The sequence below is a fragment of the Streptomyces daliensis genome (assembly GCF_054782395.1).
Map to the genome: position 1 here is coordinate 154270 of NZ_BAAGSO010000133.1, position 26825 is coordinate 181094.

The following is a 26825-nucleotide window of genomic DNA, read 5'->3' on the forward strand; positions in this document are numbered from 1 at the left end:
GCGGGGTCCGCTACGGGACCGTCGCGCCGTCCCTCTCCGTAGCCGTCACAGCACCGCCACCGGCGCCACCGGCGTGCCCGTGCCGCCCACGAACGGCTCCGGGTCCGCCGCCAGCAGGAACGCGTAGCGGCTCTCCTCGGCGCACGCCTCGGACAGCTCCTCCAGGTTCCAGTTCTGGCCCTGGAGCATGCCCATCTCCACCAGGTCGAGGGCGTGGACGGGCAGCCAGAGGTTCTCGATCTCCGGCGGGAAGATCTCGAAGGTGAGCGTGTCGTTCGCGACGGCCGCCACGTCGCGCGCGTGGAACCACTCGGGAGTGCGGACCGACAGGCCCGGTGACGGGAACGCGTACGCCTGCTTGTCGCCCGCCAGGTACCGCCGCATCTGGCCCGTGCGGACGAGCACGATGTCCCCAGCGCGTACGCGCGTCCCCGCCAGCTCCTCCGCCGCGGCCAGATCGTCGGGCGTCACCGCGTGGCCGCCCGCCAGGACCTCCTCGCCCCGCGCCCTGGCCACGTCCAGCAGTACCCCGCGCGAGACGATGCCGCGCGACTTGTCGATGCCGCTGAAGGCGGCGCCGCCGTGTGCGGTGATCGTGTCGGCGGGGCGGCCGTTGTAGATCCGGCCCGAGTGGGAGACGTGCGTGAGCGCGTCCCAGTGGGTGGCCGCCTGGAGGCCCATGGTGACGGCGTCGTCGCTGGTGGCGACGGTGCCGGGGCCGAACATCTCGTGGTTGAGCGCGACCATCGTGTGCAGCGGGTTGACCCGCCCCGGGATCATGCCCGTCTGCACGCCGTCCTGCTGGAGCGGGAGTGCGAGCGGGACGCGGTGGCCCGTGCGGACCGTCGTCGCGGCGTCGCGCACGATCGCGTCGGTGATCAGGTTCAGGGTGCCGCGCTCGTCGTCCTCACCCCACCGTCCCCAGTTGTTGACGCGCTTGGCGATGTCGTGGAACTCCGGCGGCAGGGTCATCCTGGCCTCCCTCGGGGCGGGTACGGGGCGGGTCCGGTCTGGGGTCGGGGCGGGTTCGGGCGGGTTCGCGTACGGGTCTTGTGTTCCGTGGGTGCGTGCTCAAAAATCTAACGGACCGTCAGAAACCGCGGGAAGGGGCGCGACGTGGGGAACTTCTTGGCAGGCAAGGTGGTCGCCGTCACCGGAGCCGGGCGCGGCATCGGGCGGGCCGTGGCGCTGGCCTGTGCCCGCGAGGGCGCGAGGGTCGTCGTCAATGACTACGGCGTCTCCATCGAGGGCGGCGAGCCACGGAGCGAGATCGCCGACGAGGTCGTCAAGGAGATCACAGCGGCGGGCGGCGAGGCGGTCGCGGTCGCCGACGACGTCTCGACGATGGAGGGTGGCCAGCGGATCGTCGACACGGCCCTCGCGGAGTACGGGCGGGTCGACGGCGTCGTCTGCGTGGCCGGGATCCTGCGCGAGCGCATGCTCTTCAACATGGGCGAGGAGGAGTGGGACCCTGTCGTCGCCACCCACCTCAAGGGCACGTTCACCGTCTTCCGCGCCGCGAGCGCGGTCATGCGCAAGCAGAAGTCCGGCACGCTCATCGGCTTCACCAGCGGCAACCACCAGGGCTCCGTCTCGCAGGCCAACTACGCCTCGGCGAAGGGCGGCATCATCTCGCTGGTCCGGAGCGCGGCGCTCGGCCTCAACAAGTACGGGGTGACCGCCAACTGCGTCGCGCCCGTGGCCCGTACGCGGATGTCGGCCAACGTGCCCATGGAGCTGAAGGAGATCGGCGAACCGGAGGACGTCGCGGCGCTCGTCGTCTATCTGCTCAGCGACCGGGCCCGCGAGGAGGACATCACGGGCCAGGTCTATACCGTCGCGGGGCCCAAGATCGCGGTCTGGGCGCAGCCGAGGGAGCTGCGCGCGGCGTACGCGACGGGAGCGGGTGCGGGTTCGGGGACGGGTGCGGGGACGGATACCGGGGCGGATGCCGGTGGTGGCGACGGCGCTGCGCGTGCCGTGTGGACGCCGGAGCTGATCGCGGACGTGCTGCCCGCCACGGTGGGCCAGGACCCGATGCCCCTGCTCGGGCAACTGCGCGCCATGGCCGAGGCGGCGGCCAAGAAGGAGCGGCCCAACGCGTGACGGTCCCCACGCGTGACGTGAGGGACGACAGGGCGAAGGGCCGCAGGAGCGAAGGGCCGGAGGGAGGAACCGGAACCGTGGACTTCGGGGTCGAGGGAGGGGACGAGGCGTTCCGGGAGGAGGCGCGGACATGGCTCCGCACCCATCTCGTCGGCGACTTCGCGGCAGCCGCCCGCCAAGGCGGCCCCGGCAGCGAGCACGAGGCAACGGACGTCCGCCGCGCGTGGGAGCGCGAACTGGGCGCCGCCGGATGGATCGGCATGGGCTGGGACCGTACGCACGGCGCGTACGGCAACCGCGCCGCGAGCCTCACCCAGCAGGTCGTCTGGGCCGAGGAGTACGCGCGCGCCGGGGCGCCCGGGCGGGTCGGGCACATCGGCGAGAACCTGCTCGCGCCGACGCTGCTCGCCTACGGCACGCCCGCGCAGCGCGACCGCTTCCTGCCCCCCGTCGCGCGCGGCGAGGAGCTGTGGTGCCAGGGCTACAGCGAGCCCGGCGCCGGATCGGATCTTGCCGCGGTGCGGACGTCGGCCGTCCGGGACGGTGGTGAGGGCGGCGACGGCGGCGGCACGTACCGCGTCACGGGCCAGAAGATCTGGACCTCCCTCGCGCGGGAAGCGGACTGGTGCTTCGTGCTGGCCCGCACCGAGGCGGGGTCGCGGCGGCACCGCGGACTGTCGTTCCTGCTGGTGCCCATGGACCAGCCGGGGCGCATCGAGGTGCGGCCGATCCGGCAGATGTCGGGGACGGCCGAGTTCAACGAGGTCTTCTTCGACGGCGCGCTGGCCCGCGCGGAGCACCGCGTGGGCGAGGAGGGCGAGGGGTGGCGCGTCGCGATGGGGCTGCTCGCGGTGGAGCGCGGCGTGTCCACCCTCGTGCAGCAGATCGGCTTCGCCGCCGAGCTGGCCGAGGTGGTCGGCCTGGCGCTGCGTACGGGCGCCGCCGGGGCCGACGCCGTGCTGCGCGAACAGCTCGTCCGCTCCTGGGCGGAGCTGCACGCCATGCGCTGCAACGCCCTGCGCACGCTGGGCCGGAACGGCGACGGCAACGGGCGCGCCGGGCACGGGAGCGGGAAGGGGCACGGGCACGCGCACGGGCCCGGCACCGAGGCCGAGGGTGCGCCCAGTGTCGCCAAGCTGCTGTGGGGCGGCTGGCATCAGCGGCTCGGCGAGCTGGCGGTGCGGGTACGGGGCGCGGCGGGCGCGCTGGGCCCGTACGACTGGACGCCGGAGCGCCCGTACGCCCTCGATCCGCTCCAGCGGCTGTTCCTCTTCACCCGCGCGGACACCCTCTACGGCGGCTCGGACGAGGTGCAGCGCAACATCATCGCCCAGCGCGTGCTGGGCCTCCCGAAGGAGCCACGCGCATGACGCGCACACAGGGCACGCAGAGCACACAGGGCACAGCGTCCACGAAGGGCACCGAGAGCCCGACGCCCGCGAAGAGCTACCGGCACTGGATCGACGGACGCTGGCACGAACCGGCCGCCGGGCACTATCCCGTCATCGCCCCGGCCACCGAGGAGCCCGTCGGCCTCGCCCCCGAGGCGGGCGCGGATGGCGCCGAGGTGGATGCCGCGGTACGGGCCGCGCGCGGCGCACAGGAGGAGTGGGCGCGCACGGAGCCGCGCGAGCGCGCCGCCGTGCTCGACCGGATCGCCGACCTGCTCACCGAACGCGGCCCCGCGCTCGTGCCCCTGCTCCAGGCGGAGACGGGCGCCACGGCGAAGGTCGCCTCGGGGATGCAGATGCCGACCGCGGCCGACCGCTTCCGCCGCTACGCGCGCGGCGCGCTCGAACCCGCCACTGTCCCCCTCGCGCCGCAGCCCGTGCGCGCGAGCGCGCTCGCGCCAGGCGGCCTGATCGGCGCCGCCGCGGTGCGGCGGCCCGTGGGCGTGGTGGGGTGCATCACCTCGTACAACTTCCCCGTCGTGAACCTCGCGGGCAAAGCCGCCCCCGCGCTCGCCATGGGGAACGCGGTCGTGTGCAAACCGGCTCCCCAGGACCCCCTGAGCTGTCTGGAGCTGGGGCCGCTCCTCCAGGAGGCGGGGCTGCCCGACGGGCTGTACAACGTGGTCACGGGATCGGGCGCGGCGGCGGGAGAGGCCCTGGTCGGGCACCCGGACGTCGACATGATCAGCTTCACCGGCTCCACCTCCGTGGGCAAGAAGATCGCCGAGACCGCGGCGAAGGGGATGAAGCGCACCCTCATGGAGCTGGGGGGCAAGGGCGCGGCAGTCGTCCTGGAGGACGCGGACGCGCGCACGGTGAAGTCCGCGCTGGGCGCCGTCGCGTCGACGTGGGCCTTCCACAGCGGTCAGATCTGCACGGCGCCGACCCGCGTCCTCGTCCACAGCTCGCTCTACGACGAGGTCGTCACCGCTCTCGCACAGTACGCCGAGGCACTGACAGTCGGTGATCCCGCCGATCCCGGCACGCTGGTCGGCCCCCTCATCTCGGCGGCCCAGCGCGACCGCGTCGAGTCCTACGTGGCGGGCGCGCGCGCCCAAGGCGCCAGGGTCGTGGCGGGCGGCGAACGCCCGGCGCTGAAACCGGGCTTCTACGTAGCACCCACCCTTCTCGCCGGTGTCACCCCGGAGATGACCGTCGCGCGGGAGGAGATCTTCGGCCCCGTGGTCGTCGCCCTCCCCTTCGAGGACGAGGACGAGGCGGTCCGGATCGCCAACGGCACGCCCTACGGGCTGTCCGACTACGTGTTCAGCTCGGACGCGGGCCACGCCTGGGCGTTCGCGGCGCGGCTGCGCAGCGGCAACATCGGCATCAACACCGTGCAGCGTCACCCGGAGACGCCCTTCGGCGGCTTCAAGGAGTCCGGCATCGGGCGCGACGGCGGCTCGTTCGGGCTGCACGCGTACAGCGAACTCCAGTCGTTGGTCTGGCCCTCCTAGGGGCGGACCGGGACGGCGCAGCGGCGGCATGGCGGCGGCATGGCGGCGTCACAGCGGTAGACGTAGCGGTCGGCGCACCAGCAGCACCCCTCGCGCAACAGCGGCCGAGGGAACCAGGACCGAGGGAGCGGGCCCATGCGCGGTGTCATCTTCGACGGCAAGCAGGCACAGGTGGCCGACGACCTGGAGGTGCGTGGCCCCGGTCCCGGCGAGGTCCTGGTCGCGATACGGGCTGCGGGCCTCTGCCACAGCGACCTCTCCGTGGTCGACGGGACCATCCCCTTCCCGGTCCCCGTCGTCCTGGGGCACGAGGGCGCGGGCGTCGTGGAGGCCGTCGGCGAGGGGGTGCGGCATGTGGCGCCCGGTGACCATGTCGCGCTGTCCACGCTCGCCAACTGCGGGACGTGCGCGGAGTGCGACCGCGGGCGCCCCACCATGTGCCGCGCGGCCATCGGCAGACCGGGGCGCCCGTTCACGAGGAACGGCGAGGAACTGTTCAACTTCGCCTCCAACTCGGCCTTCGCGGAGCGCACCGTCGTCCAGGCGGTCCAGGCCGTGCGCATCCCGGACGACATCCCCTTCACCTCGGCCGCGCTCATCGGCTGCGGCGTGCTGACCGGGGTGGGCGCCGTCCTCAACAGGGCCCGGGTCGGCCACGGCGAGTCCGTTGTCGTCATCGGCACGGGCGGCATCGGGCTGAACGTCCTCCAGGGCGCCCGCATCGCCGGGGCCTCGCCCCTGGTGGCGGTGGACGCGAACCCGGCGAAGGAGGAGGTGGCCAGGCGGTTCGGCGCCACCCACTTCGTCGACGCGTCCACGGTGGCGGACACGGGCGCGGCCGTGCGCGAGATCCTGCCGACGGGCGCCGACCACACCTTCGAGTGCGTGGGCAGCACGAAGCTGATCCGGCAGGCCGTCGATCTCCTGGACCGCCACGGCCAGGCCGTGCTCCTGGGGGTGCCGCCGGCCGACGCGGAGGCGTCGTTCCTGGTGTCGTCCATGTACCTGGACAAGTCGATCCTGGGCTGCCGCTACGGCTCCTCGCGCCCCCAGCGGGACATCGCCCTCTACGCGGACCTCTACCGGCGCGGGCTGCTGCTGCTCGACGAGCTGGTGACGGAGGTCTATCCCGTCGAGGACTTCGCCAAGGCCGCCGACGACGCGCACCACGGGAGGGTCGCGCGCGGCGTGCTCACGTTCTGACGAGCCGAGTCGGGCCGAGCCGGGCCGAGTCGGGCCGAGCCGGGTAAGCGTCAGGCCGCGACCGTCTCCGTGTCGCGGCCCGTGCGGAACGTGCGCCGGTACGCGCTGGGCGAGACGCCGAGCGCCGCCTGGAAGTGCGCTCTCAGCGACGCGGCCGAGCCGAAACCCGCGTCGGCGGCGATGCGGTCGACGGGCAGGTCGGTTTCCTCCAGCAACTGCCGTGTGCGCTCGACGCGCTGCCGGGTCAGCCACTGCTGCGGGCTGACGCCGACCTCCTCGCGGAAGCGCCGCGTGAAGGTGCGCACGCTCATCGACTCGCGCTCCGCCAGGGCGCGCAGCGTGAGGGGCTGCCCGAGGTTCTCCAGCGCCCAGGCGCGCGCTGTGCCGGTGCTGTGGATGCCCGCCACGGGGACGGGCCGCTCGATGAACTGGGCCTGGCCGCCGTCCCTGTGGGGCGGTACGACGGTGCGTCGGGCGACCGAGTTGGCGACGGCCGTGCCGTAGTCCTCGCGCACCATGTGCAGGCACAGGTCGATGCCGGAGGCGACTCCGGCCGAGGTCAGCACGTTTCCGTCGGCCACGTAGAGCACGTCCGGGTCCACGCTCACCTTCGGGAAGAGCGCCTGGAAGCGCGCGCACGACGCCCAGTGGGTGGTGGCCCGCCTGCCGTCCAGGAACCCCGCCGCCGCGAGCACGTAGGCGCCCGTGCAGATGGACGCGACGCGGGTACCGGGCCGTATGCGGGCCAGCGCGTCCGCGAGCGGGCGGCTCAGCACCCCCTCGGCGAAGGGTTCGTCCGCCTCGTGCGCGGCGGGGACGATCACCGTGTCGGCGTCGTCCAGCGCCTCGGGGCCGTGGTCCACGTTGACGGTGAAGTCGGCGTCCGTACGGACCGGGCCCGGTTCGGCGGAGCAGGTGACGACCTCGTAGAGCAGCGTGCCGTCCTCGGTCTTGGCGCGGCCCATCAGGCGGTGCGGAATGCCCAGTTCGAGTGGCAGCAGACCGTGCCGCACGAGGACGGCGACGCGGTGGCGGCCCGGATGACGGAAGACAGGCATGGCCCGATCCTCGCACATCATGGCTTTCGGGCCACTCGTTCGTACGGGGACGCTGGCAGAGGCTGTTCTGCGTGACCCGGACAACCGAACTCCCTTCGCCAGAGGACCGCGACGAAACCTCCCCAGGACCCCTCACCGAGGCGCGTACCGGCGCGCCGCCGGAGGAGCGGGTTCCGCGCGTCCACCGGGCGTGGTGGGTGGCGGCCGTCGCGTTCATCGCCCTCGTGGGCGCCGCGGGCTTCCGCGCCACGCCCAGCGTCTTCATCGACCCCCTGCACGAGGAGTTCGGCTGGTCCCACAGCACCGTCTCGGCGGCCGTGTCGGTGAACGTGCTGCTCTACGGGCTCACCTCGCCCTTCTCCGTGGCCCTCATGGAGCGCTACGGAGTGCGCCGTATCGTCTCCTGCGCCCTGCTGCTGATCTCGGCGGGCAGCGGGCTGACCGTCTTCATGGACGCCACCTGGCAGCTCGTCCTGTGCTGGGGCTTCCTCGTCGGGCTCGGCACCGGGTCCATGGCGCTCGCGTTCGCCGCGACGATCAGCAACCGGTGGTTCATCCGGCGCCGCGGCCTCGTCAGCGGCATCCTCACGGCCGGGGGCGCGGCGGGGCAGCTCGTCTTCCTGCCGCTGGTCGCGCTCCTGGTGGAGGGCCCGGGGTGGCGCGCCGCCTCGCTCACGGTCGCCTTCTGCGCGCTGGCCGTCGTGCCCCTGGTGCTGTTCGTGCTGCGCGACCGCCCCGAGGACACCGGGCTGCTGCCCTACGGAGCGGGCCCGGACTACGTCACTCCGCCCACGCCCCCGCCGGGCGCGGCCCGGCGCACCCTGGCAACGCTCAGGGACGCGGCGCGCACGAAGGTCTTCTGGCTGCTGGCCGGGACCTTCGCGGTGTGCGGCGCGTCGACCAACGGCCTGGTCGCCACCCACTTCGTCCCGGCAGCGCACGACCACGGCATGCCCGTGCCGGCCGCCGCCTCACTGCTCGCGGTGATCGGGGTGTTCGACCTGATCGGGACCGTCGCCTCGGGCTGGTTCACGGACCGCTTCGACGCGCGCAGGCTGCTCGCCGTCTACTACGCGCTGCGCGGCGTCTCGCTGCTCTTCCTGCCGCTGCTCTTCGCGCAGGACGTGCGCCCCTCGATGCTCTTCTTCATCGTCTTCTACGGGCTCGACTGGGTCGCCACCGTGCCGCCCACCATCGCCCTGTGCCGTGAGCACTTCGGCGAGAACGGTTCCATCGTCTTCGGCTGGGTCCTCGCCTCGCACCAGGTGGGCGCCTCGGCCGTCGCCTTCCTCGCGGGTCTGGCGCGCGACACCTTCGGCTCCTACGACGTGGCCTGGATCGGCTCGGGCGCGCTGTGCGCCGTGGCGGCGCTGATGGCCCTGGTGATCCGAAGGCAGCCGGTCACGGCGTGAGGCGGTCCCCGGGGGCCGGAGTCGCGTCCGGGTCCGGGTCCGGGTCCGCGCCCGGATCCAGGTCAGGGGCGCGGAAGGTGGCGCGGTAGGCGCTCGGTGTCACGCCGAGCGCCGCCTGGAAGTGCTGGCGCAGGGAGGCGCCGGTGCCGAAGCCGACGCGTGGGGCGACCGCGTCGACGGGCAGCCCGGTCTCCTCCAGCAGTTGCCGCGCCCGCTCCAGGCGACGCTGGGTGAGCCACTGCACGGGGGTGAGGCCGACCTCCTCGCGGAAGCGGCGGCTGAACGTCCGTACGCTCATGGCCTCCCGCTCAGCCAGCTCGCGCAGGGACAGCGGACGGTCCAGATGACGCAGCGCCCACGCGCGCGCGGCGCCCGTGGAGGCGCGCTGTCCGGGCTCGGGCACGGGGCGCGGGATGAACTGCGCCTGCCCGCCCTCCCGGTGCGGGGGCACCACCGTGGAGCGGGCCACGTCGTTGGCGACGGCGGCCCCGTGGTCGCAACGGATCATGTGGAGCGTCAGATCGATCCCGGCCGCCTCGCCCGCCGAGGTGAGGACGTCGCCCTCGTCCGTGTAGAGGACGTCGGGGTCGAGCGTGACGGCGGGGAAGAGGCGCCGGAAGTCCTCGGTGGACTTCCAGTGGGTCGTGGCGCGCCTGCCGTCCAGGAGCCCCGCCGCCGCGAGCGCGAAGGCGCCCGTGCAGACGGAGGCGACGCGCGTGCCGGGCCGTATGCGGGCGAACGCGTCCGCGAGCGGCCCGTCCAGCCTTCCGTCCGTCTCCGGCGCGTTCGGCTCGTGCGTGGCCAGGACGACGACGGTCCCCGCGCCGTCCAGGGCCTCGGGGCCGAGCGCGACGTGTACGGGGAAGTCGGCGTCCGTACGGACCAGCCCCGGCGTGAGGGCGCAGGTGACCACCTCGTACAGCGGGCGGTCCGTGCCCGGTGCCCTGGCCGCGCGGAAGAGCTGGTGCACGAGGCCCAGCTCCATCGGCATCACCCCGTGCCGGACGAGGACGGCGACGCGGTGAGGGCGAGCGGTAGGGGAGGCTGCGGGCGGCATGGCCAGATTCTTTCACCTCGCGTCCATCTGGCCACTCGTGGCGACAAGGGGCCGTCGCGAGGATCGGCGGCATGAGGATTCTCTGGATATTCGCGCACCCCGAACGCCGCTCCTTGAACGGCTCCCTGCTCGACGACGGCCTGCGCGCCCTGTCCGCACAGGGTCACGAGAGCCGGGTCTCCGACCTGTACCGCATGGGCTGGAAGCCGGTCCTCGACGCCGCCGACCTGGGCGGGACACCGGAGGACGACGGACGGCTGCTGGTCGGCGCCGCGCAGGAGCGCGCGTACCGCGCCGACGCGCTGGCCGACGACATCCGCGCCGAACAGGAGAAGATCGCCTGGGCCGACGCGCTCGTCTTCCAGTTCCCCCTGTGGTGGCACGGTCCGCCCGCGATCCTGAAGGGCTGGTTCGACCGCGTCCTCGTCCAGGGCCTCGCGTTCGGCCTCCGGTCCCCCGACGGGCGTGCGCTGCGCTACGGAGACGGCGGCCTGGCGGGCAAGCGCGCCATGGTGGTCACCACCGTCGGGGCGCGTGCGTCGGGCTTTGGCCCACGAGGCGTGCACGGGCAGGTGGACGAGGTGCTGTTCCCGCTGCTGCACGGCACGTTCTGGTACACCGGCATGCCCTCGGTGCCGCCGTTCGTCGTCTACGGTGCCGACCGGCTGACGGCCACCGGCTACCAGCGGTACGCCGACGAACTGCGCGAACGCCTCCGCGACCTCCCCACGGCCGCGACGCTCCCGTACCGCCACGAGGCGGGCGGCGACTACGACGACGCGCTCGTACTGCGCCCCGCCGTGGCGCCGGGCCGCACGGGGCTGGGCGTGCACAGGCGTCCCGACGGCGCGCGGGAGCGGGAGCGGGCGGCGGCGGTCAGCGGGTCCAGGGGCGTCAGGGGGTTCAGGGGGTTCAGGGGGTGAAGCGGCCGAAGGCGCCCCGGTGGAACAGCAGCGGCGCCGCGTCGTCCCGTACCGCGTCGAGCGCCTGGACGCGCCCCACCACGATCAGGTGGTCCCCTCCGGTGTGCACGGCGTGGATCGCGCAGTCGATCCATGCCGGTACCCCGTCGAGGCGCGGCGAGCCCGTGACGGGCGCCGGCGTCCACCCGACCCCGGCGAACTTGTCGCCGCCGCGCACGGCGAACCCCCTGCACAGCTCGCCCTGTTCCGCGCCCAGGACGTTGACGCAGAAGACACCGGCGCGGGCGATACGGGGCCAGGTCGTGGACGTACGGGCGATCATGAAGGCGACCAGGGGCGGGTCGAGGGAGAGTGAGGCGAAGGACTGGCACGCGAACCCGGCGGGCGCCCCCTGCTCCCCGTGCGGCTCCTCTTGTGGGGGCGCGGGACGCTCGCCTGGCGCGGTGATCACGGTGACGCCCGAGGCGAAGCTGCCCAGCACGCGACGGAACTCGGCGGGATCGAGCGGCGCTCGCTCGTCGTCCCGTACCGCGCGCAGGCCGGGGCGTGGCACGGGACAGGCCGTCAGGGGCGTGCCCCGGTCCGCCTCGTCGGGTGCGGCCGCCGTCGCCGTCGCGCCCACCGACCGCAGATAGCGCACCGCGGTCGCTGCCATGCCTGCGTGTCCCATCATGGACTCATTGAATCTGATGGGCCATCAGATGTGAACCCCCGGCAGGCGGCTCGGTGGCGCCGGTCGGCGCCGGTCAGTGCCCCCGGTACTCGGGGGTGCGGCGCTCGACGAAGGAGGACACGCCCTCGGCCGCGTCCCTCGTCGTCATGTTGACCTCCTGCGCCTGCGCCTCGGCGGCGAACGCGGTGGCACGGTCCGCGTCCAGCGAGGCGTTGACCAGTTCCTTGGTGAGCGCCAGCGCGCGGGTGGGGCCCGTGGCGAGGCGTTCCGCCCAGGCGCGCGCGGTCTTCTCCAGCGCGTCGGGCGCGACGACCCGGTTGACGAGCCCGAGCCGTCCCGCCTCGGCGGCCGGGAGCGAGTCCCCGAAGAACAGCAGCTCCTTCGCCCGTTGCGGCCCCACGAGACGCGGCAGCAGATACGCGCCGCCCCCGTCGGGCACCAGACCGCGCCGCACGAACACCTCCACGAACGTGGCGCCCTCCGCCGCCAGTACGAGATCGCAGGCGAACGCGAGATGCGCGCCGATGCCCGCAGCGGTGCCGTTGACCGCCGCGATCACCGGCTTCTCGCAGTCCAGCACGGAGGCGACGAGGCGCTGGGCGCCACGGCGGAGGGTGCGCGCCACGTCGCCGGGGACGCGCGCCGGGGTGCCGGTGCCCCCGCTTCCGCCCGCGCTCCCGCCCTTGAGATCCGCTCCGGCGCAGAACGCGCGGCCCTTCGCGGTGAGGACGACCGCGCGTACGGCGGGATCGGCGGAGGCGTCGTCCAGCAGCGCGATGAGGCGTTCCCGCTGGTCCCAGGTGAGGGCGTTCATGGCCTTGGGCCGGTCCAGGGTGATCCACGAGACGCCGTTGTCAGTGGCGTGGCGTACAACTTCTTCCACGGGCTCATCACCGGGGGAGGTGCTCATGGGAACGCTGCTCCTTGTCGCTGTCACGGCCGTTGTCGCGGTCGTCGCTGTGGTTGCCGCTGTCGCTCTGCTCGGTCCGCGCGGGTGCGGGCGGGGCACGCCGCCGGGGCGCCCTTCACCGGCAGACGGCCAGCGCGTCGAGCGCCACCGCGCCCTGTCCCCGGGGCAGGACCACCAGGGGGTTGATGTCCAGTTCCGCGAGGCTGTCGCCCAGTTCCAGCGCCATGCGCTGGACGCGCAGGACGACCTCCACCAGGGCCTCCGTGTCGGCGGGCGGCAGCCCCCGCACGCCGTCGAGGAGGGCGCGCCCGCGCAGTTCGCCGAGCATCGCGCGGGCCCGGTCCTCGCCGAAGGGCGGGATGCCGATGGCCACGTCGCGCAGTACCTCCACCAGCACGCCGCCGAGCCCGACGGTCACCGTCGGCCCGAACAGGTCGTCCTGGCCCACGCCCACGACCATCTCGACGCCCTGCTCGATCATCTGGCACACGAGGACGCCGTCCAGCTCGACGCCCTCGTAGCGCGCGATGTCGGTCAGGTCGCGATAGGCGTCGCGCACCTGGCTGGCGGAGGTCAGGCCGACCTTCACCAGGCCCAGCTCGGTCTTGTGGGCGAGCTGCGGGGCCGATGCCTTCATCACCACCGGGTAGCCGACCTGCGCCGCAGCGCGCACGGCGCCCGCCGCGCTGGTCACGAGCTGCTCGCGGGGCACGCGGATGCCGTAGGCGCGCAGGAGCTGCTTCGCCGCGTGCTCGCTGAGCTGCTGCCCCTCGCGCAGCAGCGCGCGGGCCTTGCGCGCGGAGGGGGAGAGAGTGCGGGGCGCCTCGTCGAAGGGGGAGCGGTAGTCGCGGGTGAAGCGGTGGTGCCCGAGGTAGGCGCGCACGGCGGTCACGCAGTTGGCGAACGTACGGAAGGTGGCCACCCGAGAGGAGCCGAGCAGCGTCTTGCGGTAGGCGTCCTCGTCGCCGACGGGCGAGCCCCAGATGACGCAGACGAGCTTGTCCGTCTCCTCGGCCGCGTCCACGAGGTCCTGCGCGAGCTTGTCGCTCATCGGCGGGAAGGGCCCGGTGATGGGGCAGACCAGCACGCCGACGTCCGGGTCGGCGAGGATCGCGTCGATGATCTTGCGTCCGCGCCAGTCGCCCACGGGGTGGCCGCCGTTGTCGATGGGGTTGGCCACGCTGAGATAGTCCGGGATCCACTGGTGCAGCTCGGCCTGCTTGGTGTCCGAGAGCGTGGGGAGTTCGAGCCCGGCCGCGCTGGCCAGGTCGGAGAAGTGTGCCCCGGTGCCCCCGGAGATCGAATACACGGCGACGCCCTCGGCGCGCGGCGCGCGTGCCCGCGCCAGCAGCGCGGCGGTGTCCTGGAGTTCGTCGAGTCCGTCGACGCGTATCACGCCGTACTGCCGCATCGCCGCGTCGACGGTCGCGTCGGCGCCGGTGAGCTTGCCGGTGTGCGAGGCGGCCGTGCGCGCCCCGGTCTCGGTGCGCCCCACCTTGACCGCGACGACGGGCACCCGGTTCCGGGCCGCACGGTCGGCGGCGAGCAGGAAGCCGCGGCCGTCCTTGAGCCCTTCCACATAGGCGGCTATCGCCCCGACCTCGGGACGGGAGGCGAAGTAGGAGATGAAGTCGGCGGTCTCCAGATCGGCCTCGTTGCCGGTCGGAGCCCAGTGTGAGAGGCGGACGCCCAGTTCCTGCATGGTGAAGACGGGACGCCCCTGGTGGCCCGACTGCGTGATCAGGGCGATGGCGGGCCCTTCGAGGTCGTCGCGGAACCTCTCGAAGGCGTTGAGGTTGGTGTTCGGGCCGAGCAGGCGCAGGCCCGAGCGCTCGGTGACCTCGGCCAGCCGCTCCTGCGCCGCCGCGCCGTCCTCGCCGGTCTCGGCGAAGCCGGAGGCGAAGGCGACGGCGAACCGGGTCTTGGTGTCGGCCAGTCGCTCGATCACCGGGACCGGGTCGCCGACGAGCAGCACCGCCACGTCGACGGGCTCGGGCAGATCGGCGACGGAGGAGGAGCAGGGCAGCCCGAACACCGTCTCCCTGGTCGGATGCACGGGGTGGAGCCTGGCCCCCACTCGCTCCGACCACGCGATGAGCTGGCGGGTGATCCCGGTGTTGGGCCGTCCCTCGGCGTCCGACGCTCCGACGACGGCGACGGACTCGGGCCGGAAGAGCCGGTCCAGATCGGGTACGGGCGCGTGCAGCGGGCGACCGCTGACGTCGAGCCCGTCGTCCGGCGCTGTGCCGTGCACGACCTGTGCCGAGTGCTCGCCGCAGGCCACGACACGGGCCGGACGGGAGGTGGTGGTGAGGGTGCCGTGAGTCGATCCAAGCATCGTTCTCGCCCACTCCTGTGTGGTGGCCAACACAACTGACGCCCTGTCAGATTACTGAACTGACAGGGCGTCAGGAAGAGGCCGTACCCACCGCGCCGTCCGCCGTGGTGTCCCTGCGGGTCCGGTCGGCCGCCCGGTTTTCCGGGGAGGGCGGGTCCCCGGCCAGTGTCGGGGGGTCGCGCCGCGGGGTCCAGGGGGCGGGGGGCTGGCGACGGAAGAGCGGGGGAGGGCGCGTACGCGCGACGGCGGCCCCTCCGCGCCGCGGGCAGTGGCGACGGTCGTCAGTCCTCGTAGTAGGGGGTGACCGAGACCGTGTCGTCGTCATTCGCCATGCGGGCGTAGCCCTCGATTGCTTTCCGTGGAGGGTGGGGGCGAGGGCCCCATGCCTCTCGCCCCGCAGTGGCCGAAGGCGCCCTGCCGCATGGGTGTTCCGTCGCGGCGAGCTGCCCTCGGACAATCAACAGAAGATCATGGGGAGTTCCCGCATTTCAAGTCGGCAAAGGGTCTTGTTACGCGGCGCGGACAATGGTGGCGCGGTATTTTCCGACGCGCTCCCTGCGGCCCATGCCCCCATGTCTATTTTCCCGTGCTAATTCAGGAGAGGTTGATCATTTCGGACTTCTCCGCACACGGACAGAGAATTGCCCCGGACCGCCGCAGCGGCCCGGGGCAATGCACGTTTGTTCAGTTCAGCGCGTGTGCGCGGTTCAGTCGTTGCCGACTTCGAGGAGCCAGCCGTCGCTCTGCTCGGTGCACATGAAGCCGTCGGTCTGGCCGTTGTTCGTCAGCTCGGCTCCCTTGTCCATGCAGGCCTGCTGGGTGGGGAAGCCGCGGTATTCGTCGGCCGCCTGTGCGGTTGCCGCTGTGGCGCCGGTGATGGCCGCGAGGCTGGCCAGGACGACTGCTGCCTTTGCGAACTTGCTGCGCATGCACACCTCAAGTGAATGTGGTTCAGCCGAATTTCCGCTGAGCCATGACTTTCAGGATCCAGGACGTCTCCACGTTTCCGCGAAAATGGTTAGCAAATTTCTGCCGTCCGACGCCCAAGAGGAAAGTATCAGGCGCCCGTTGCTCCTTCGAGTTACTCGCCCGTATGTTACATGCGCAGGGCACCTTGTTACATTGCCGGGTGCTAGGCGGCGGCCTTGGATATCGCTTTGGCGATTTTGTCCGCGTCGCGGGCGATTTCACGCAGCATCCCGCTGATGGGGTTGGTGAACCCGGTGAAGTGCAGTCCGGGCGCGTCCGGGTGGGTGCGTCTGCCGTGGACGACGGGGCGGCCCCGCGCGTCCAGCACGCCGAGGTGGCCGACGAGGTCCTCCAGCCCGCGCCGGTAGCCCGTCGCGGCGATGACGACGTCCGGAGTGACCGTCGTCCCGTCGGTGAGCTGGACCTTGGAGCCGTCGAGCGACTCGACACCGGCCACGGGCTCGACGCGGCCCTCGCGCACCGCCTTGACCAGGCCGACGTCCTGCACCGGGATCGCGCCCTCGCGCACCCGCGAGTAGAGGCCGGTCGTGGGCCTCGGGAGCCCGTACGGGGAGAGGTCGGGGACCGACGCCTTCGCCAACTGGGCGGCGATCCCGTCCACCAGGCGCGTCGGCAGGCGGCGGCACAGCACCGCGCTCGCCTGCGCGGGCCAGCCCAGGGTGGTGCGGCGGACGATGTGCGGAGGGGTGCGCACGGCGAGGCGTACGCGCGAGGCGCCGCCCTCCGCGAGATCGACGGCGATCTCGGCGCCTGTGTTGCCGACGCCGACGACGAGCACGTCCTTGCCCGCGTACGGGGCGGCGTGGCGGTAGCGCGAGGCGTGCAGCAGCTCGCCCTCGAAGCTCTCGCGCCCCGGCCAGTCGGGCAGATGCGCCGTGTGGTTGCAGCCCGTGGCCACGACCACCACCGGAGTGGTCAGCCGCCGCCCGCCGTTGGCGTGGAGCACCCACTGGTCGCCCTGGCGGTCGAGGCTGTCCACCTCGACGCCCGTCGCGACCTCGATCTGGTGGTACTCGGCGTAGGACTCCAGATAGCGCACGAGATCGTCGCGCGCGACCCAGCGCCCGTACGAGCGGGGGATCGGCAGGCCCGGCAGCGACGACCAGCGGCGTGTGGTGTGCAGGTGCAGCCGGTCGTAGTGCGCGCGCCAGGAGGCGCCGACGGAGTCGGACTTCTCCAGCACCACGGTGCTGATCCCGCGCGCTCTGAGTGCGGCGGCCGTCGCGAGTCCCCCGGGTCCGGCGCCGATGACGTGGACGGGTCTTCCCTCATCGGTCATGGGCATGACGGAGAGCTTAGTGCCCATGACCCCTTGCGCACCCGGGGGCATTCCGATGAACTGACGTGCCGTCAGATCGGCAGTGAGGGCAAGGAGGTTGGCCCATGGAGATGGAGACCGTGTGGCTCAGCGGGGCCCAGTGGCTCGCCGTGCTGCGCGTCGGCCTCGGCCTGTGGTGGCTGGAGAGCTGGCGGCACAAGGACAAGAAGGGCTGGTTCGAACGCGGTACGGGCATCGCCTGGGCCGGTGACGTCGCGGCGAAGCACCGCTGGCGCGCGGTCGGCAAGGGGTTCGACACGGTCGTGAAGCCGAGGCCCAAGGCCATCGCGTACGTCGTCGTGTACGCGGAACTCGCGCTCGGGCTCGGCCTGGTGCTCGGGTTCCTCACGCCCGTCGCGCTGGTCGGGGGACTGGTGCTCAACCTCCTCTACCTCGTGCTGATGATCCACGACTGGGCCGAGCAGGGGCAGAACGCGATGATGGCGCTCATCTCGCTCGTCGCGCTCTTCGGCATGAGCTGGCAGACGTGGTCGCTCGACAGCGCCCTGGGGATCTTCTGATGGCGGGCCGCCCGGTGGGCCGTTCGGCGAACCGTCCGGCGAACCTTCCGGAGGTCGACGCCTTCACGCGCACGTACTGGGACGCCGCCGCCGAGGGGCGGTTGCTGGTGCGCCGCTGCCGGGCCGACGGGTGCGGCGCCGCGCACCACTACCCGCGCGAGTTCTGCCCGCGCTGCTGGAGCGAGGACGTCGTGTGGGAGGAGGCGAGTGGACGCGGCACGCTCTACACCTGGTCCGTCGTCCACCTCAACGACCTGCCGCCCTTCGCGGCGCGCGTCCCCTACGTCGCGGCCGTCGTGGACCTCGCGGAGGGGCCCCGGATGATGACCGAGATCGTCGGGTGCGAGGAGGGCGCGCTGCGGGTGGGGATGGCGCTGCGGGTGACGTTCCGTACGGAGGGTGACCCGGAGGAAGGGGGGGGCGGGGCGACGGTGTCCGTGCCGGTGTTCACGCCCCTGGAGTGAGGGCGCGGACGAGGCGCGGATGATGGGGGTATGCGGAGACACCCTGTGCTCGTCTACGACGGAGACTGCGCGTTCTGCACGACTTCGGTGAGGTTCGCCGAGCGGCGCCTCCACGCGCGGTGCGAGGCCACGCCCTGGCAGTTCGCCGACCTGGAGGCGCTCGGCGCCACGCGGGAGAGGGCCGAGCGGGAAGTGCTCTGGGTGACCGAGGGCGGGGAGGTGCACGGCGGGGCCCAGGCCGTGGCCAGGCTGCTGATGCGCTCGCGGGGCGGCTGGCCGCTGCTGGGCGCGCTGCTCACGCTGCCGCCCGTGCGGTGGGCGGCGCACGGCGTGTACCGGCTCGTCGCGGAGAACCGCCGGCGGATGCCGGGCGGCACCGCGGCCTGCGCGGCCCCGCGACCGCCCGGCGGTACGGGTACGGGTACCAGCGCTGGCGCCCGCGCCTGAGAGGGCCGGCCCGGCGGGGGTGCCCCTACGGGACACGTCGCGTCCCCGGACCCGTCGAACCCCGGCCCGGCCCGTCGTGCCCCGAACCTAGTCGCGGCCCAGCACCACCGTGCCCGAGGAGCAGAACCAGCCGCCCGTCCCTGACGCGACGGCGAGGCGCGGGAGCCCGCCGTCCTTGCCCGGTGCCTGCCGCCCCTCACCCGCCTCGCCGCGCAACTGCCGTACCGCCTCCACCAGCAGGAACAGTCCGCGCATCCCGGGGTGGCAGGCGGACAGGCCGCCGCCGTCGGTGTTGGTGGGCAGGCCGCCCTTCAGCGTGAGCCGCCCGCCCGTGACGAAGTCGCCGCCCTCGCCCTTCGCGCAGAAGCCCAGGTCCTCCAGGGTGACCAGCGTCATGTAGGTGAAGGCGTCGTAGATCTCGGCGACGTCGATCTCGTCGGGGCGCACCCCCGCGCGCCCGAACGCGTCGCGCCCCGAGACGGCGGCGGGCGAGACGGTGAAGTCGTCCCACTCGGACATGGTGGTGTGCGAGACGGCCGTGCCGGAGCCCAGCACCCACACCGGGGGCCGCGCCAGGTCCGGCACCCGGTCCTCGGCGACGAGCAGCACCGCGCAGCCGCCGTCGCTGCGCACGCAGCAGTGCAGCTTGGTGAACGGGTCGGCGATCATCGGGCCCGCGAGGACGTCGTCCACGGTGAGGGGCGCGCGGTACATGGCGTCAGGGTTGGCGGCGGCGTTGGCGCGGGCCTGGACCGCGACCTCGGCCAACTGCTCCAGGGTCGTCCCGTACTGGTGCATGTGGCGGCGCGCCGCCATCGCGTACTTCGCGATCAGGGTGTGCCCGTAGGGCACCTCGAACTGGAGCGGGCCGCGTGCGCCGAACGAGAGGTTCGCCGTGCGGCGCCCGGCCTTGAGGTCGGCGCGCGCTGTCGAGCCGTAGACGAGGAGGACCGCCTCCGCGTGCCCCGCCGCGATGGCGTCGGCGGCGTGCGCGGCCATGACCTCCCAGGTCGAGCCGCCGACGGAGGTGGAGTCCACCCAGGTGGGGCGCAGCCCGAGGTACTCGGCGACCTCCGCGGGCGCGAGCGTCCCGAGCCCCGCCGAGGCGAACCCGTCGATCGCAGAGCGCTCCAGTCCGGCGTCGGCGAGCGCGCGCCGCGCGGCCTGGGCGTGCAGCGCGTACGGCGTGGCGTCGTCGACCCGCCCGGTGTCGGACAGTGCGACCCCGGCTACGGCGACCCCGCGCCGCCCGGTCCTGTGTGCGGCGGTGCGTGCGGTGGTGTGAAGTGCAGCGGCGGCCATGGAATCTGACGGTACATCAGATGCTTGCGGAGCTGGAGGGGTGCGACGGCTGTCCGGAGCACCCCTTGAAGTTCGCTCCGCGAGGTCGCGACGATTGGGCGGCCCGCACCCCTGGGCATCTCGTCAGCGCGTCCCTAGCATGACGCCCCGTCAGATCTGAGGGGAGTGCCGATGGACACCGCGTTCACCGAGGAGCAGGACGAGATCCGGCGCACCGTACGGGAGTCGCTGGCCAAACGGTGCGGCCCCGGCGAGGTGAAGTCCGCCGTGCTCACCGGACACGGCTACGACGAGGACCTGTGGCGCCTCCTCTCCGGGCAACTGGGGCTGCCGGGGCTCACCGTGCCGGAGGAGTACGGGGGTGCGGGCTGCGGCGGTGTCGAGCTGGCGCTGGCCTGCGAGGAGGCGGGCCGCGTGCTGCTGCCCTCGCCACTGCTGGCCAGCACGGTGCTGAGTACCCCGCTCGTACGGTCCCTCGGCACCGACGCACAGCGCGCCGCACTGCTGCCCCGGCTGGCCTCCGGCGCCCTGACCGCCGCGCTGGCCGTCCCCGGAGGCGCGCTTCCACTGGCGCTCGGCCTCGTCGGCGCCGACGCGACGGAGGGGGCCGAAGCGGCAGCGGGCGACGGCCGCGGCCGGGCCCCGGACGCGGACTGGTCGGGCGGCGGGCGCGCGGGCGGCGTCCAGGCGCGCCGCGTGGACCGCACGGACGGCACGGGCGGCACGGACGACGGCTGGCGGCTGTACGGCGAGGCCGCGCAGATCCTGTCGGGCCACAGCGCGGGCCTGCTCCTCGTCGCGGCGCACACAGGCGGCTTCGTACGGGGCCGGACGCTGCTGTTCCTCGTGCGCGAGGGCGCCGAGGGCCTGGTGCGGGCCCGGCAGACCGGGCTCGACGAGACCCGCGCCGTCGCCCGCGCCGAACTGCGCGACACCCCGGCCGAGCTGCTGGGCCACGACGACGCCGCTGCCGTACGGGACGCGCTCGCGCGCGTGGGCGCCTCGGCCGCGGCGGCGCTCGCGGCGGAGGCCGTCGGCGCGGCGGACGGAGCGCTGGAGCGTACCGTCGAATACGTCAAGACGCGCGAGCAGTTCGGCCGGGCCATCGGCTCCTTCCAGGCCGTGCAGCACCGGCTGGCCGATGTGTACGTACGGGTGCAGGCCGCGCGGTCTGCCGCGTACTACGCCGCCTGGGAGACGAGTGGACCCGGACCCGCCGCCTCCGGCAACGGCCCAGGGCCGGTTCCGGGCCCGGTTCCGGGGAGCGTGTCGGCGGGGCTCGCGCTGGCGCAGGCACTGGACGCGCTGCGGCTCGCGGCGGGAGAGGCGGTGCAGTTGCACGGCGGAGTCGGCTTCACCTGGGAGCACGAGGCGCACCTCTACTTCAAGCGCGCGGCCGGGGACGACCTCCTCCTCGGCCCGGCCCACCGCCTCCGCGACCACGCCGCGGCCCGCGCGGGCCTCTTCGCGCCGCCCTCGCCGCCCCCGCCGTCCCCGTCGCCCACTCTCGAAACCGGCGCCGACGCGGCGGTGAGGGCGTGATGGACAGGGCGCGGATGGTGCAGCGGATGTCCTCGACGAGGGGCTTCGCGAAGGTCGCCCCGTACGTCGTCCCGGCCCTGGACCGCACGGTCCACCGGCTCACCGGTGGCAGGAAGATGCTCAGCGACCAGATGCTGCCGGGCGTCGTCCTGACCGCCAAGGGCGCGAAGACGGGCCTGGAACGGCGTACGCCGCTGGCCTGCATGCCCGAGGAGGGCGGCACCTGGCTGCTCGTCGGCAGCAACTTCGGCAAGCCGGGACACCCCGCGTGGACCGCCAACCTGCGCCGTCACCCGGAGGCCGTGATCAGTTGGAAGGGCGAGGAGATCCCCGTCACCGCGCGCCAGTTGGCGGGCGCGGAACGAGAGGAGGCGTGGCAGGCCGTGCTCGGCTTCTGGCCGCCCTACGCGGTGTACCAGTCACGCGTCGAGCGCCGCCTGCGCCTCTTCAGGCTGGAGCGCCGCTAGAACGGCGCCCACGGCAACCAACACGCCCGACGCCCCGGCGTGCCGGAGCGACGCCGCGCCCCGCACACTCAAGCCACTCCAGCCGCCTACTTGACGGGCTTCTTGCCCGTCACACCCAGGTGCACCAGCAGCGCGAGGCTCGGCTTCAGCTCCGCCTGCTTGACGCCCCAGCTCTGGAAGCCCTTCTGGTGCCCTGCGACCGAGGCCAGCATGGCGACGAGGGCGCCCGCCATCGCGGCGGGGTTCACGTCCTTGTCGACCCTGCCCTTGGACTGCAACTCCTTGATGGAGTCGGCGAGGGAGTTGTTGACCGAGTTGAGGATCTTCATGCGGATCTTGTAGAACCGCTTGTCGCCCTCGGCCGCGCCCAGGTCGACCACGCGCAGGATGGCGTCGTTCTTCCGCCAGAAGGAGAGGAAGCCGTCGACCAGCTCCTCCGCCGTCTGCCAGCCCGACTTGCCCGTCCAGGACCGCCCCGCCACGAGGTCGGTCAGGCCCGCGCCCTCCTTCGCCATGGCCTCGGCGAGTTCCAGCACGGCGCCTTCGACGTCCGGAAAATACTGGTAGAAGGTCGCAGGGGACGTGCCCGCCTTCCGCGCGACATCAATGACCTTGACGTCGCGATACGGCGACGAGCTGAGCATCTCGCTGAGGCAGTCGAGCAGCTTCTGCCGCGTCGCCTGCCCGCGGCGCCCGGCTACTCGGCCGTCGACGGTTCGAACTTGTCCTGTCATGCCGTCAGCTTACCGAGGGGTGATCGGGGCGCGATTCGGCGCATGCAAATGGGGTGAAGCGGCGTCATCACGGGAGCACGGCCGGGGCGCGGGCGGGATGCGGAACCGCCGGTGTTCGGTGCTTTTCACTGCGCTTGCCCCCGAACACGGCTAGCGTTCCCGTACAGGTCGGAATCCGCCCCCAGGGAGGTACGGAAACCATGGCCGCACACGTGGGCAGACATGCGGACAGGCATCTGGACAGGCATGTGGACAGGCCCCGCGAGGGCGCCCCCTGCTGGGCCGACGTGATGCTGGCCGACCTGGAGGCGGGCAAGCGGTTCTACGGCGGGCTGTTCGGCTGGAGCTTCGGCGAACCGGTGAGCGGCAGGGACGCGTACACGCTCGCCTATCTGGACGACGGTGTGGTCGCGGGCCTCTTCGTGAAGCCCGACGGGCGCATGCCCACCGTCTGGAACCTCTATCTCGCGACGGACGACGCGAAGCTGACCGCCTCCCGCATCCGCGAGGCGGGCGGCCAGATGCTGATGGAGCCCATGCCGGTGAACGGCGTAGGGGTCAACGCGGTGGGGGCCGATCCGGAAGGCGCCGTGTTCGGGCTCTGGCAGACCAGGACACAGAGCGGCTTCGAGGTGCGCGAGCGTCCTGGCGCCTACATATGGGCGGAGGTCTACGCACGGGACAAGATGACGGCCGACGCCTTCTACACCGAGGTCTTCGGCTACGGCATGCGGGACATCGACGCCGGCGGGGGAGCGGACTTCGCGCTCTGGGCCCTGGAGGGCGATCCGGTGGACGATGCGCACGCCGTCGGAGGCCGCTGTCTCATCGAGAGCACCTTCGCGCCGCGGATGCCCGCGCAGTTCCTCACCTACTTCGCCGCGGCCGACTGCGACGAGACGGCGCGCACGGCGGTCCGCCTGGGCGGGCGCGTCCTGCGCGGCCCCGAGGACAGCCCGTACGGGCGCTTCGCCGTCCTGACGGACGACCAGGGCGCGAGCTTCGCCGTGCTGGAGCCGTCGTCCGGGGAGGCCGCGGGCTGAACCGTACCCGGCGCGGAACCGTAGCTGATCACTGTGGAGCCGCGGAACGGCGCGGAGCCGCAGGACAGGCAGGGCGGACCCGACGGACAGGGCAGCGGAGCCGCGGAACGGAGAGGGGCGGGGAGACACGGGGGAAGCGGGGGAGAGGTGTCCGGCCCCTGCGCCGGGCCGTGGACGGCGCGGCCCGGCACAGGTCCGGTCCGCACCGCACGGGGCGCGAGGCGAGAGACGAAGAGCGAGGGGCGACACTCCCGGCGCACGGTGAAGGGTGCGGGTGGGCACGTCGCGTCTCCGGATGGTAGGAATGCCGGAAATCTCCCGCGTCGGTGCGCTGACCCGTAAGGCGAAGACACGTCCGGGCTGCCCCCGGGTTCGCAACCGTCGGCTTCGCCAGGAAGAATCAGCCTCTGGACCGCAGGTCCGGCACGGCAGTGAGAAGCTGCACGGGGCGGAAGTCGAAGAGCCCCTACGGGGAGGTGGCAGGCAAGTGGTGGAGCAGCTTACGCAGCACGATCCGCGACGGATCGGCCCGTTCGAGGTGCTCGGCCGTCTCGGTGCCGGGGGCATGGGGCTGGTCTATCTCGCGCGCTCGGCGTCCGGGCGGCGCGTCGCGATCAAGACCGTGCGTACGGAGCTGGCCGAGGACCAGCTCTTCCGGGTGCGCTTCACCCGCGAGGTGGAGGCGGCGCGGGCGGTCAGCGGTTTCTACACGGCCGCCGTCGTGGACGCCGACCCGCGCGCGGCCGTGCCCTGGCTGGCGACGGCGTTCGTGCCCGCACCCTCCCTCGAAGAGATAGTCAATGAGTGCGGGCCGCTCCCGGTGCAGGCGGTGCGCTGGCTGGCGGCCGGGGTCGCCGAGGCGCTCCAGTCGATCCACGGGGCCGGACTCGTCCACCGCGACCTCAAGCCCTCCAACGTGCTCGTGGTCGAGGACGGGCCGCGCGTCATCGACTTCGGCATCGCGTCCGGCGTTTCCAACACGCGCCTGACCATGACCAACGTGGCCGTCGGCACGCCCGCGTACATGTCACCCGAGCAGGCCAGGGACTCCCGCAGCGTCACAGGGGCCAGCGACATCTTCTCGCTGGCCTCCACCCTCGTCTTCGCGGCCACGGGCCACGCGCCCTTCCACGGCGCGAACCCGGTGGAGACCGTCTTCATGCTGCTGCGCGAGGGCCCCGATCTGGAGGGCATGTCGGAGGAGCTGCGTCCCCTGATCGAGTCCTGTATGCGCATGGCGGCCGAGGAACGCCCCACTCCGGCCGACCTCCAGGCACAGCTCGCGCCGCATCTCTTCTCGTCCGGCGGCGACGACAGCGGCACGGCCTCCGCCTGGCTGCCGGGCGGCGCCGTCGCGCTCATCGAGCGCAAGCGCGGCGTACGGCCCGCGCCCGTGCCGAAGCGCGAGCCGCCGCCCAGGCCGCAGCACGCCGCACCCGTACCCGGTCCCGGTCCCGGCCCCGACCAGGCCCCCGCGCACGGCGCGCCGCCCGAGGCGGTCCCGGCCGGTCACGGCGCGGGCCAGGGCCAGGGGCAGGGCGGCCAGCACGGACCGGGGCACGCGGCGGCGTACGCGCACGGCCAGCACGGTCAGCAGAGCCAGCACGGCCAGCATGGACACGGCGGCGGCGCGCACGGCGGATACGACGGGCACGGCGGGCACGGAGGCCACGGCATCCCCGCCGGGCCCGGCGGTCCCGCGGCCGTCGGCGCCAACACGGGCGCGAGCGCGGGCCCCGGAGCAGCCGCAGCGGCGGCCTCCGTGGCCTCGCCGCCCGCCGCGCAGTCGGGGCCGCACATGGCGCCGCCCAGCTCGCCGCCGGTCGCGCCAGCGCAGGGCGCCGACGGCAACCCCGTACGGCTTCCCGGCTCGCATGTGCCGATCGGCCCCGGACCGCGCCGTTCCGAGGACGCGCGGTCGGCGGACACCGGCCCCGCGACGGGCTGGGTGCGCCCGCCCAACGGCGGCCAGCACGCCGCGCAGCCCGCGCCCCCGCCCACCGCGCCGCCCATGCCCCACCACCCGTCCGGTGTCTCCGGCGTACCGGGCGCCACCGGCGTCACGGGCCCCGGCGCCGGAGCCGGTCCCGAAGCGCAGGCCGCCGCCGGTGGCGCCGGCGGCCCCGGAGCGGGCGCGCCCCCGCCGCCTTCGGTCCCGCCGCAGCAGCAGCGCTGGCGGCCGTGGCGGTTCCGCATGTCGAACGACGTGTGGGGCACGCCCGTCGTCGCCGACGACCTGCTGTACGTCACCTCCTTCGAGGTGCACGCGCTCGACGTGGCCAGCGGGCGGCGGCAGTTCAAGACCCGCGAGGTGGCGTGGTCGATGGCCGTCGCGGGCGGTCGCGTGCACGCCTCCGACGGGCCGAGCCTCTACGCCCTCGACGCCCAGGACGGCTCCGAACGCTGGCGGCTCGCCACCGACGGCTGGGTCTACGCGCTGAAGGTCGACCGCGGCACCGTCGTCACCGGCACCCGGGGCGGCGGCGTCCAGGCGTGGGAGGCGGGCAACGGCGAGCGGCTGTGGGAACTCACCGGGGCCCAGTCCGACTTCGAGACCCCCGAGGCGGGACCCGTACTCCACGACGGCACCGTCTACACCTGGGGCGACGGACGCCTCTACGCGGTGGACGCGCGCGGCGGCACGGAGCGCTGGTCGTACCCGGTCGGCGACGTCTCGGCGACGGGCGGCGTCCCCGTGCGGGTGACACCGGCCGAGGACGGCACGGTGTACGTGTGCGCCGGGTCGCGGGTCTTCGCGCTGGACGGTGCGACGGGCGCCGAGCGGTGGCGCTTCGACGCCCCCGCCGCCTTCCTGTGCGCCCCGGCCTTCGCGCCAGGCCCCGCCGTCACGGGCGGCGGCATCTACCTCGCCGACTACCTCGGCACCGTCTACGCCATCGACGCGTCCAACGGCCACGACCGCTGGCGCATCGCCACGGAGGCGCGGCACTCCACGGAGTCCGTCGTCGTCGCGGACGGCCTGGTCCACCTGGGCAGCGGCGGCGCGCTCTACACGCTCGACGCGGTCAGCGGCACCCCGCGCTGGCGGTTCGCCGCCGGCGGCGACGTGGTCGGCGCGCCCGTGGTCTCCGCGGGACGCGTGCACTTCGGGTCGGCTGACCACTGCCTCTACACGCTGGACGCGGTGGGCGGCCAGCTCCGCTGGAAGCTCGCGACGGGCGGCGAGATCACGGGGTCGCCGGTCGCGGCGGGCGGCGTGGTGTACGCGTGCAGCAAGGACCGCTGCGTCTACGCCCTCGACGCGGCCAAGGGCACGGGCCAGTCCCGCCAGGCCTGACCCGACCGCCCTTGCGCGTCGCCCCTTCTGCGGGCCAGCCCTCTGCGCGGGCTGCGGCTGGCTGGCCTGTGTGTCCGGGCTGGGCCTGACGGGCAGGGCCGCGCCTGGTCC

General features: G+C 73.4%; 23 protein-coding genes. 13 read left to right on the forward strand and 10 right to left on the reverse strand.

The annotated features are described in order from the left end of the window. Nucleotides 1-45: 45 nt before the first annotated feature. Nucleotides 46-972, reverse strand: coding sequence for a cyclase family protein (locus ACYVOO_RS38035; protein ID WP_461020288.1), 927 nt, complete (start codon nt 970-972; stop codon nt 46-48). A gap of 144 nt (nt 973-1116) precedes the next feature. Here ACYVOO_RS38035 and ACYVOO_RS38040 point away from each other — a divergent pair, with 144 nt between their 5' ends. From ACYVOO_RS38040 to ACYVOO_RS38055, 4 genes are all read left to right on the forward strand, one after another. After that, nucleotides 1117-2106 carry an SDR family NAD(P)-dependent oxidoreductase gene (locus ACYVOO_RS38040; RefSeq protein ID WP_461020289.1) on the forward strand — a complete coding sequence of 330 codons (990 nt, stop codon included), beginning with the start codon at nt 1117-1119 and terminating at the stop codon, nt 2104-2106. A 77-nt stretch (nt 2107-2183) separates the two neighbouring features. Continuing rightward, entirely contained in the window at nt 2184-3476 is a 1293-nt protein-coding gene (locus ACYVOO_RS38045; RefSeq protein ID WP_461020403.1) for an acyl-CoA dehydrogenase family protein, read from the forward strand. Then, a complete protein-coding gene (locus ACYVOO_RS38050; protein ID WP_461020290.1) occupies nt 3473-5014 on the forward strand; it encodes an aldehyde dehydrogenase family protein in 1542 nt (513 codons plus the stop codon). Before ACYVOO_RS38045 ends, ACYVOO_RS38050 begins: the two co-directional genes overlap by 4 nt. Nucleotides 5015-5149: 135 nt before the next feature. Continuing rightward, nucleotides 5150-6217 (forward strand): Zn-dependent alcohol dehydrogenase, encoded by a 1068-nt coding sequence (locus ACYVOO_RS38055; protein ID WP_461020291.1) that lies wholly within the window; start codon nt 5150-5152, stop codon nt 6215-6217. A 50-nt stretch (nt 6218-6267) separates the two neighbouring features. Here the strand turns inward: ACYVOO_RS38055 and ACYVOO_RS38060 are convergent, their stop codons facing one another. Continuing rightward, nucleotides 6268-7275: a GlxA family transcriptional regulator gene (locus ACYVOO_RS38060; RefSeq protein ID WP_461020292.1), complete on the reverse strand. Its 1008-nt coding sequence runs from the start codon at nt 7273-7275 to the stop codon at nt 6268-6270. Between the two features lie 71 nt (nt 7276-7346). On the opposite strand from ACYVOO_RS38060, the gene ACYVOO_RS38065 reads away from it, so the two are divergent. Further along, nucleotides 7347-8687 carry an MFS transporter gene (locus ACYVOO_RS38065; protein ID WP_461020293.1) on the forward strand — a complete coding sequence of 447 codons (1341 nt, stop codon included), beginning with the start codon at nt 7347-7349 and terminating at the stop codon, nt 8685-8687. Here the strand turns inward: ACYVOO_RS38065 and ACYVOO_RS38070 are convergent. Beyond that, nucleotides 8677-9744 (reverse strand): GlxA family transcriptional regulator, encoded by a 1068-nt coding sequence (locus tag ACYVOO_RS38070; RefSeq protein ID WP_461020294.1) that lies wholly within the window; start codon nt 9742-9744, stop codon nt 8677-8679. The two genes, ACYVOO_RS38065 and ACYVOO_RS38070, sit on opposite strands and share 11 nt — an antisense overlap. Before the next feature lie 71 nt (nt 9745-9815). Between ACYVOO_RS38070 and ACYVOO_RS38075 the strand changes: the two genes are divergently transcribed. Further along, a complete protein-coding gene (locus tag ACYVOO_RS38075) occupies nt 9816-10667 on the forward strand; it encodes an NAD(P)H-dependent oxidoreductase (protein ID WP_461020295.1) in 852 nt (283 codons plus the stop codon). Here ACYVOO_RS38075 and ACYVOO_RS38080 read toward each other — a convergent pair. From ACYVOO_RS38080 to ACYVOO_RS38100, 5 genes are all read right to left on the reverse strand, one after another. Next, nucleotides 10657-11322, reverse strand: a complete 666-nt coding sequence (locus tag ACYVOO_RS38080; RefSeq protein ID WP_461020404.1) for a flavin reductase family protein — start codon at nt 11320-11322, stop codon at nt 10657-10659. The genes ACYVOO_RS38075 and ACYVOO_RS38080 overlap by 11 nt on opposite strands. Nucleotides 11323-11413: 91 nt before the next feature. Further along, nucleotides 11414-12250 carry an enoyl-CoA hydratase/isomerase family protein gene (locus tag ACYVOO_RS38085; protein ID WP_461020296.1) on the reverse strand — a complete coding sequence of 279 codons (837 nt, stop codon included), beginning with the start codon at nt 12248-12250 and terminating at the stop codon, nt 11414-11416. Nucleotides 12251-12365: 115 nt separating this feature from the next. After that, entirely contained in the window at nt 12366-14588 is a 2223-nt protein-coding gene (locus tag ACYVOO_RS38090; RefSeq protein ID WP_461020297.1) for an acetate--CoA ligase family protein, read from the reverse strand. Between the two features lie 707 nt (nt 14589-15295). Continuing rightward, nucleotides 15296-15517, reverse strand: a complete 222-nt coding sequence (locus tag ACYVOO_RS38095) for a hypothetical protein (protein WP_453344841.1) — start codon at nt 15515-15517, stop codon at nt 15296-15298. A gap of 203 nt (nt 15518-15720) precedes the next feature. Further along, entirely contained in the window at nt 15721-16857 is a 1137-nt protein-coding gene (locus ACYVOO_RS38100) for a flavin-containing monooxygenase (protein WP_461020405.1), read from the reverse strand. Between the two features lie 110 nt (nt 16858-16967). Between ACYVOO_RS38100 and ACYVOO_RS38105 the strand changes: the two genes are divergently transcribed. From ACYVOO_RS38105 to ACYVOO_RS38115, 3 genes are read left to right on the forward strand one after another with little or no spacing between them, the layout of a single operon-like run. After that, entirely contained in the window at nt 16968-17417 is a 450-nt protein-coding gene (locus ACYVOO_RS38105) for a DoxX family protein (protein WP_461020406.1), read from the forward strand. Next, the gene (locus ACYVOO_RS38110; RefSeq protein WP_461020298.1) at nt 17417-17881 is read left to right on the forward strand and encodes a Zn-ribbon domain-containing OB-fold protein; all 465 of its coding nucleotides are present in this window, start codon (nt 17417-17419) and stop codon (nt 17879-17881) included. The genes ACYVOO_RS38105 and ACYVOO_RS38110 overlap by 1 nt, the downstream gene beginning before the upstream one ends. A gap of 30 nt (nt 17882-17911) precedes the next feature. Then, a complete protein-coding gene (locus ACYVOO_RS38115) occupies nt 17912-18328 on the forward strand; it encodes a thiol-disulfide oxidoreductase DCC family protein (RefSeq protein WP_461020299.1) in 417 nt (138 codons plus the stop codon). Between the two features lie 87 nt (nt 18329-18415). Here the strand turns inward: ACYVOO_RS38115 and ACYVOO_RS38120 are convergent, their stop codons facing one another. Then, the gene (locus ACYVOO_RS38120) at nt 18416-19630 is read right to left on the reverse strand and encodes a thiolase C-terminal domain-containing protein (protein WP_461020300.1); all 1215 of its coding nucleotides are present in this window, start codon (nt 19628-19630) and stop codon (nt 18416-18418) included. Between the two features lie 171 nt (nt 19631-19801). Here ACYVOO_RS38120 and ACYVOO_RS38125 point away from each other — a divergent pair, with 171 nt between their 5' ends. Both ACYVOO_RS38125 and ACYVOO_RS38130 read left to right on the forward strand, forming a co-directional pair. Next, complete coding sequence (locus tag ACYVOO_RS38125; protein WP_461020301.1) at nt 19802-21172, forward strand: acyl-CoA dehydrogenase family protein; 1371 nt, start codon at nt 19802-19804, stop codon at nt 21170-21172. 26 nt (nt 21173-21198) lie between these two features. Further along, nucleotides 21199-21639: a nitroreductase/quinone reductase family protein gene (locus ACYVOO_RS38130; protein ID WP_461020302.1), complete on the forward strand. Its 441-nt coding sequence runs from the start codon at nt 21199-21201 to the stop codon at nt 21637-21639. A gap of 86 nt (nt 21640-21725) precedes the next feature. Here ACYVOO_RS38130 and ACYVOO_RS38135 read toward each other — a convergent pair whose 3' ends face one another. Further along, on the reverse strand, nt 21726-22373 hold the full coding sequence (locus tag ACYVOO_RS38135; protein WP_453344847.1) for a TetR family transcriptional regulator: 648 nt from the start codon (nt 22371-22373) through the stop codon (nt 21726-21728). A 200-nt stretch (nt 22374-22573) separates the two neighbouring features. On the opposite strand from ACYVOO_RS38135, the gene ACYVOO_RS38140 reads away from it, so the two are divergent. Together ACYVOO_RS38140 and ACYVOO_RS38145 are read left to right on the forward strand one after the other, a co-directional pair. Beyond that, nucleotides 22574-23416, forward strand: a complete 843-nt coding sequence (locus tag ACYVOO_RS38140; protein WP_461020303.1) for a VOC family protein — start codon at nt 22574-22576, stop codon at nt 23414-23416. Between the two features lie 487 nt (nt 23417-23903). After that, nucleotides 23904-26714, forward strand: coding sequence for an outer membrane protein assembly factor BamB family protein (locus ACYVOO_RS38145; protein ID WP_461020304.1), 2811 nt, complete (start codon nt 23904-23906; stop codon nt 26712-26714). The last annotated feature ends 111 nt before the right edge of the window (nt 26715-26825 follow it).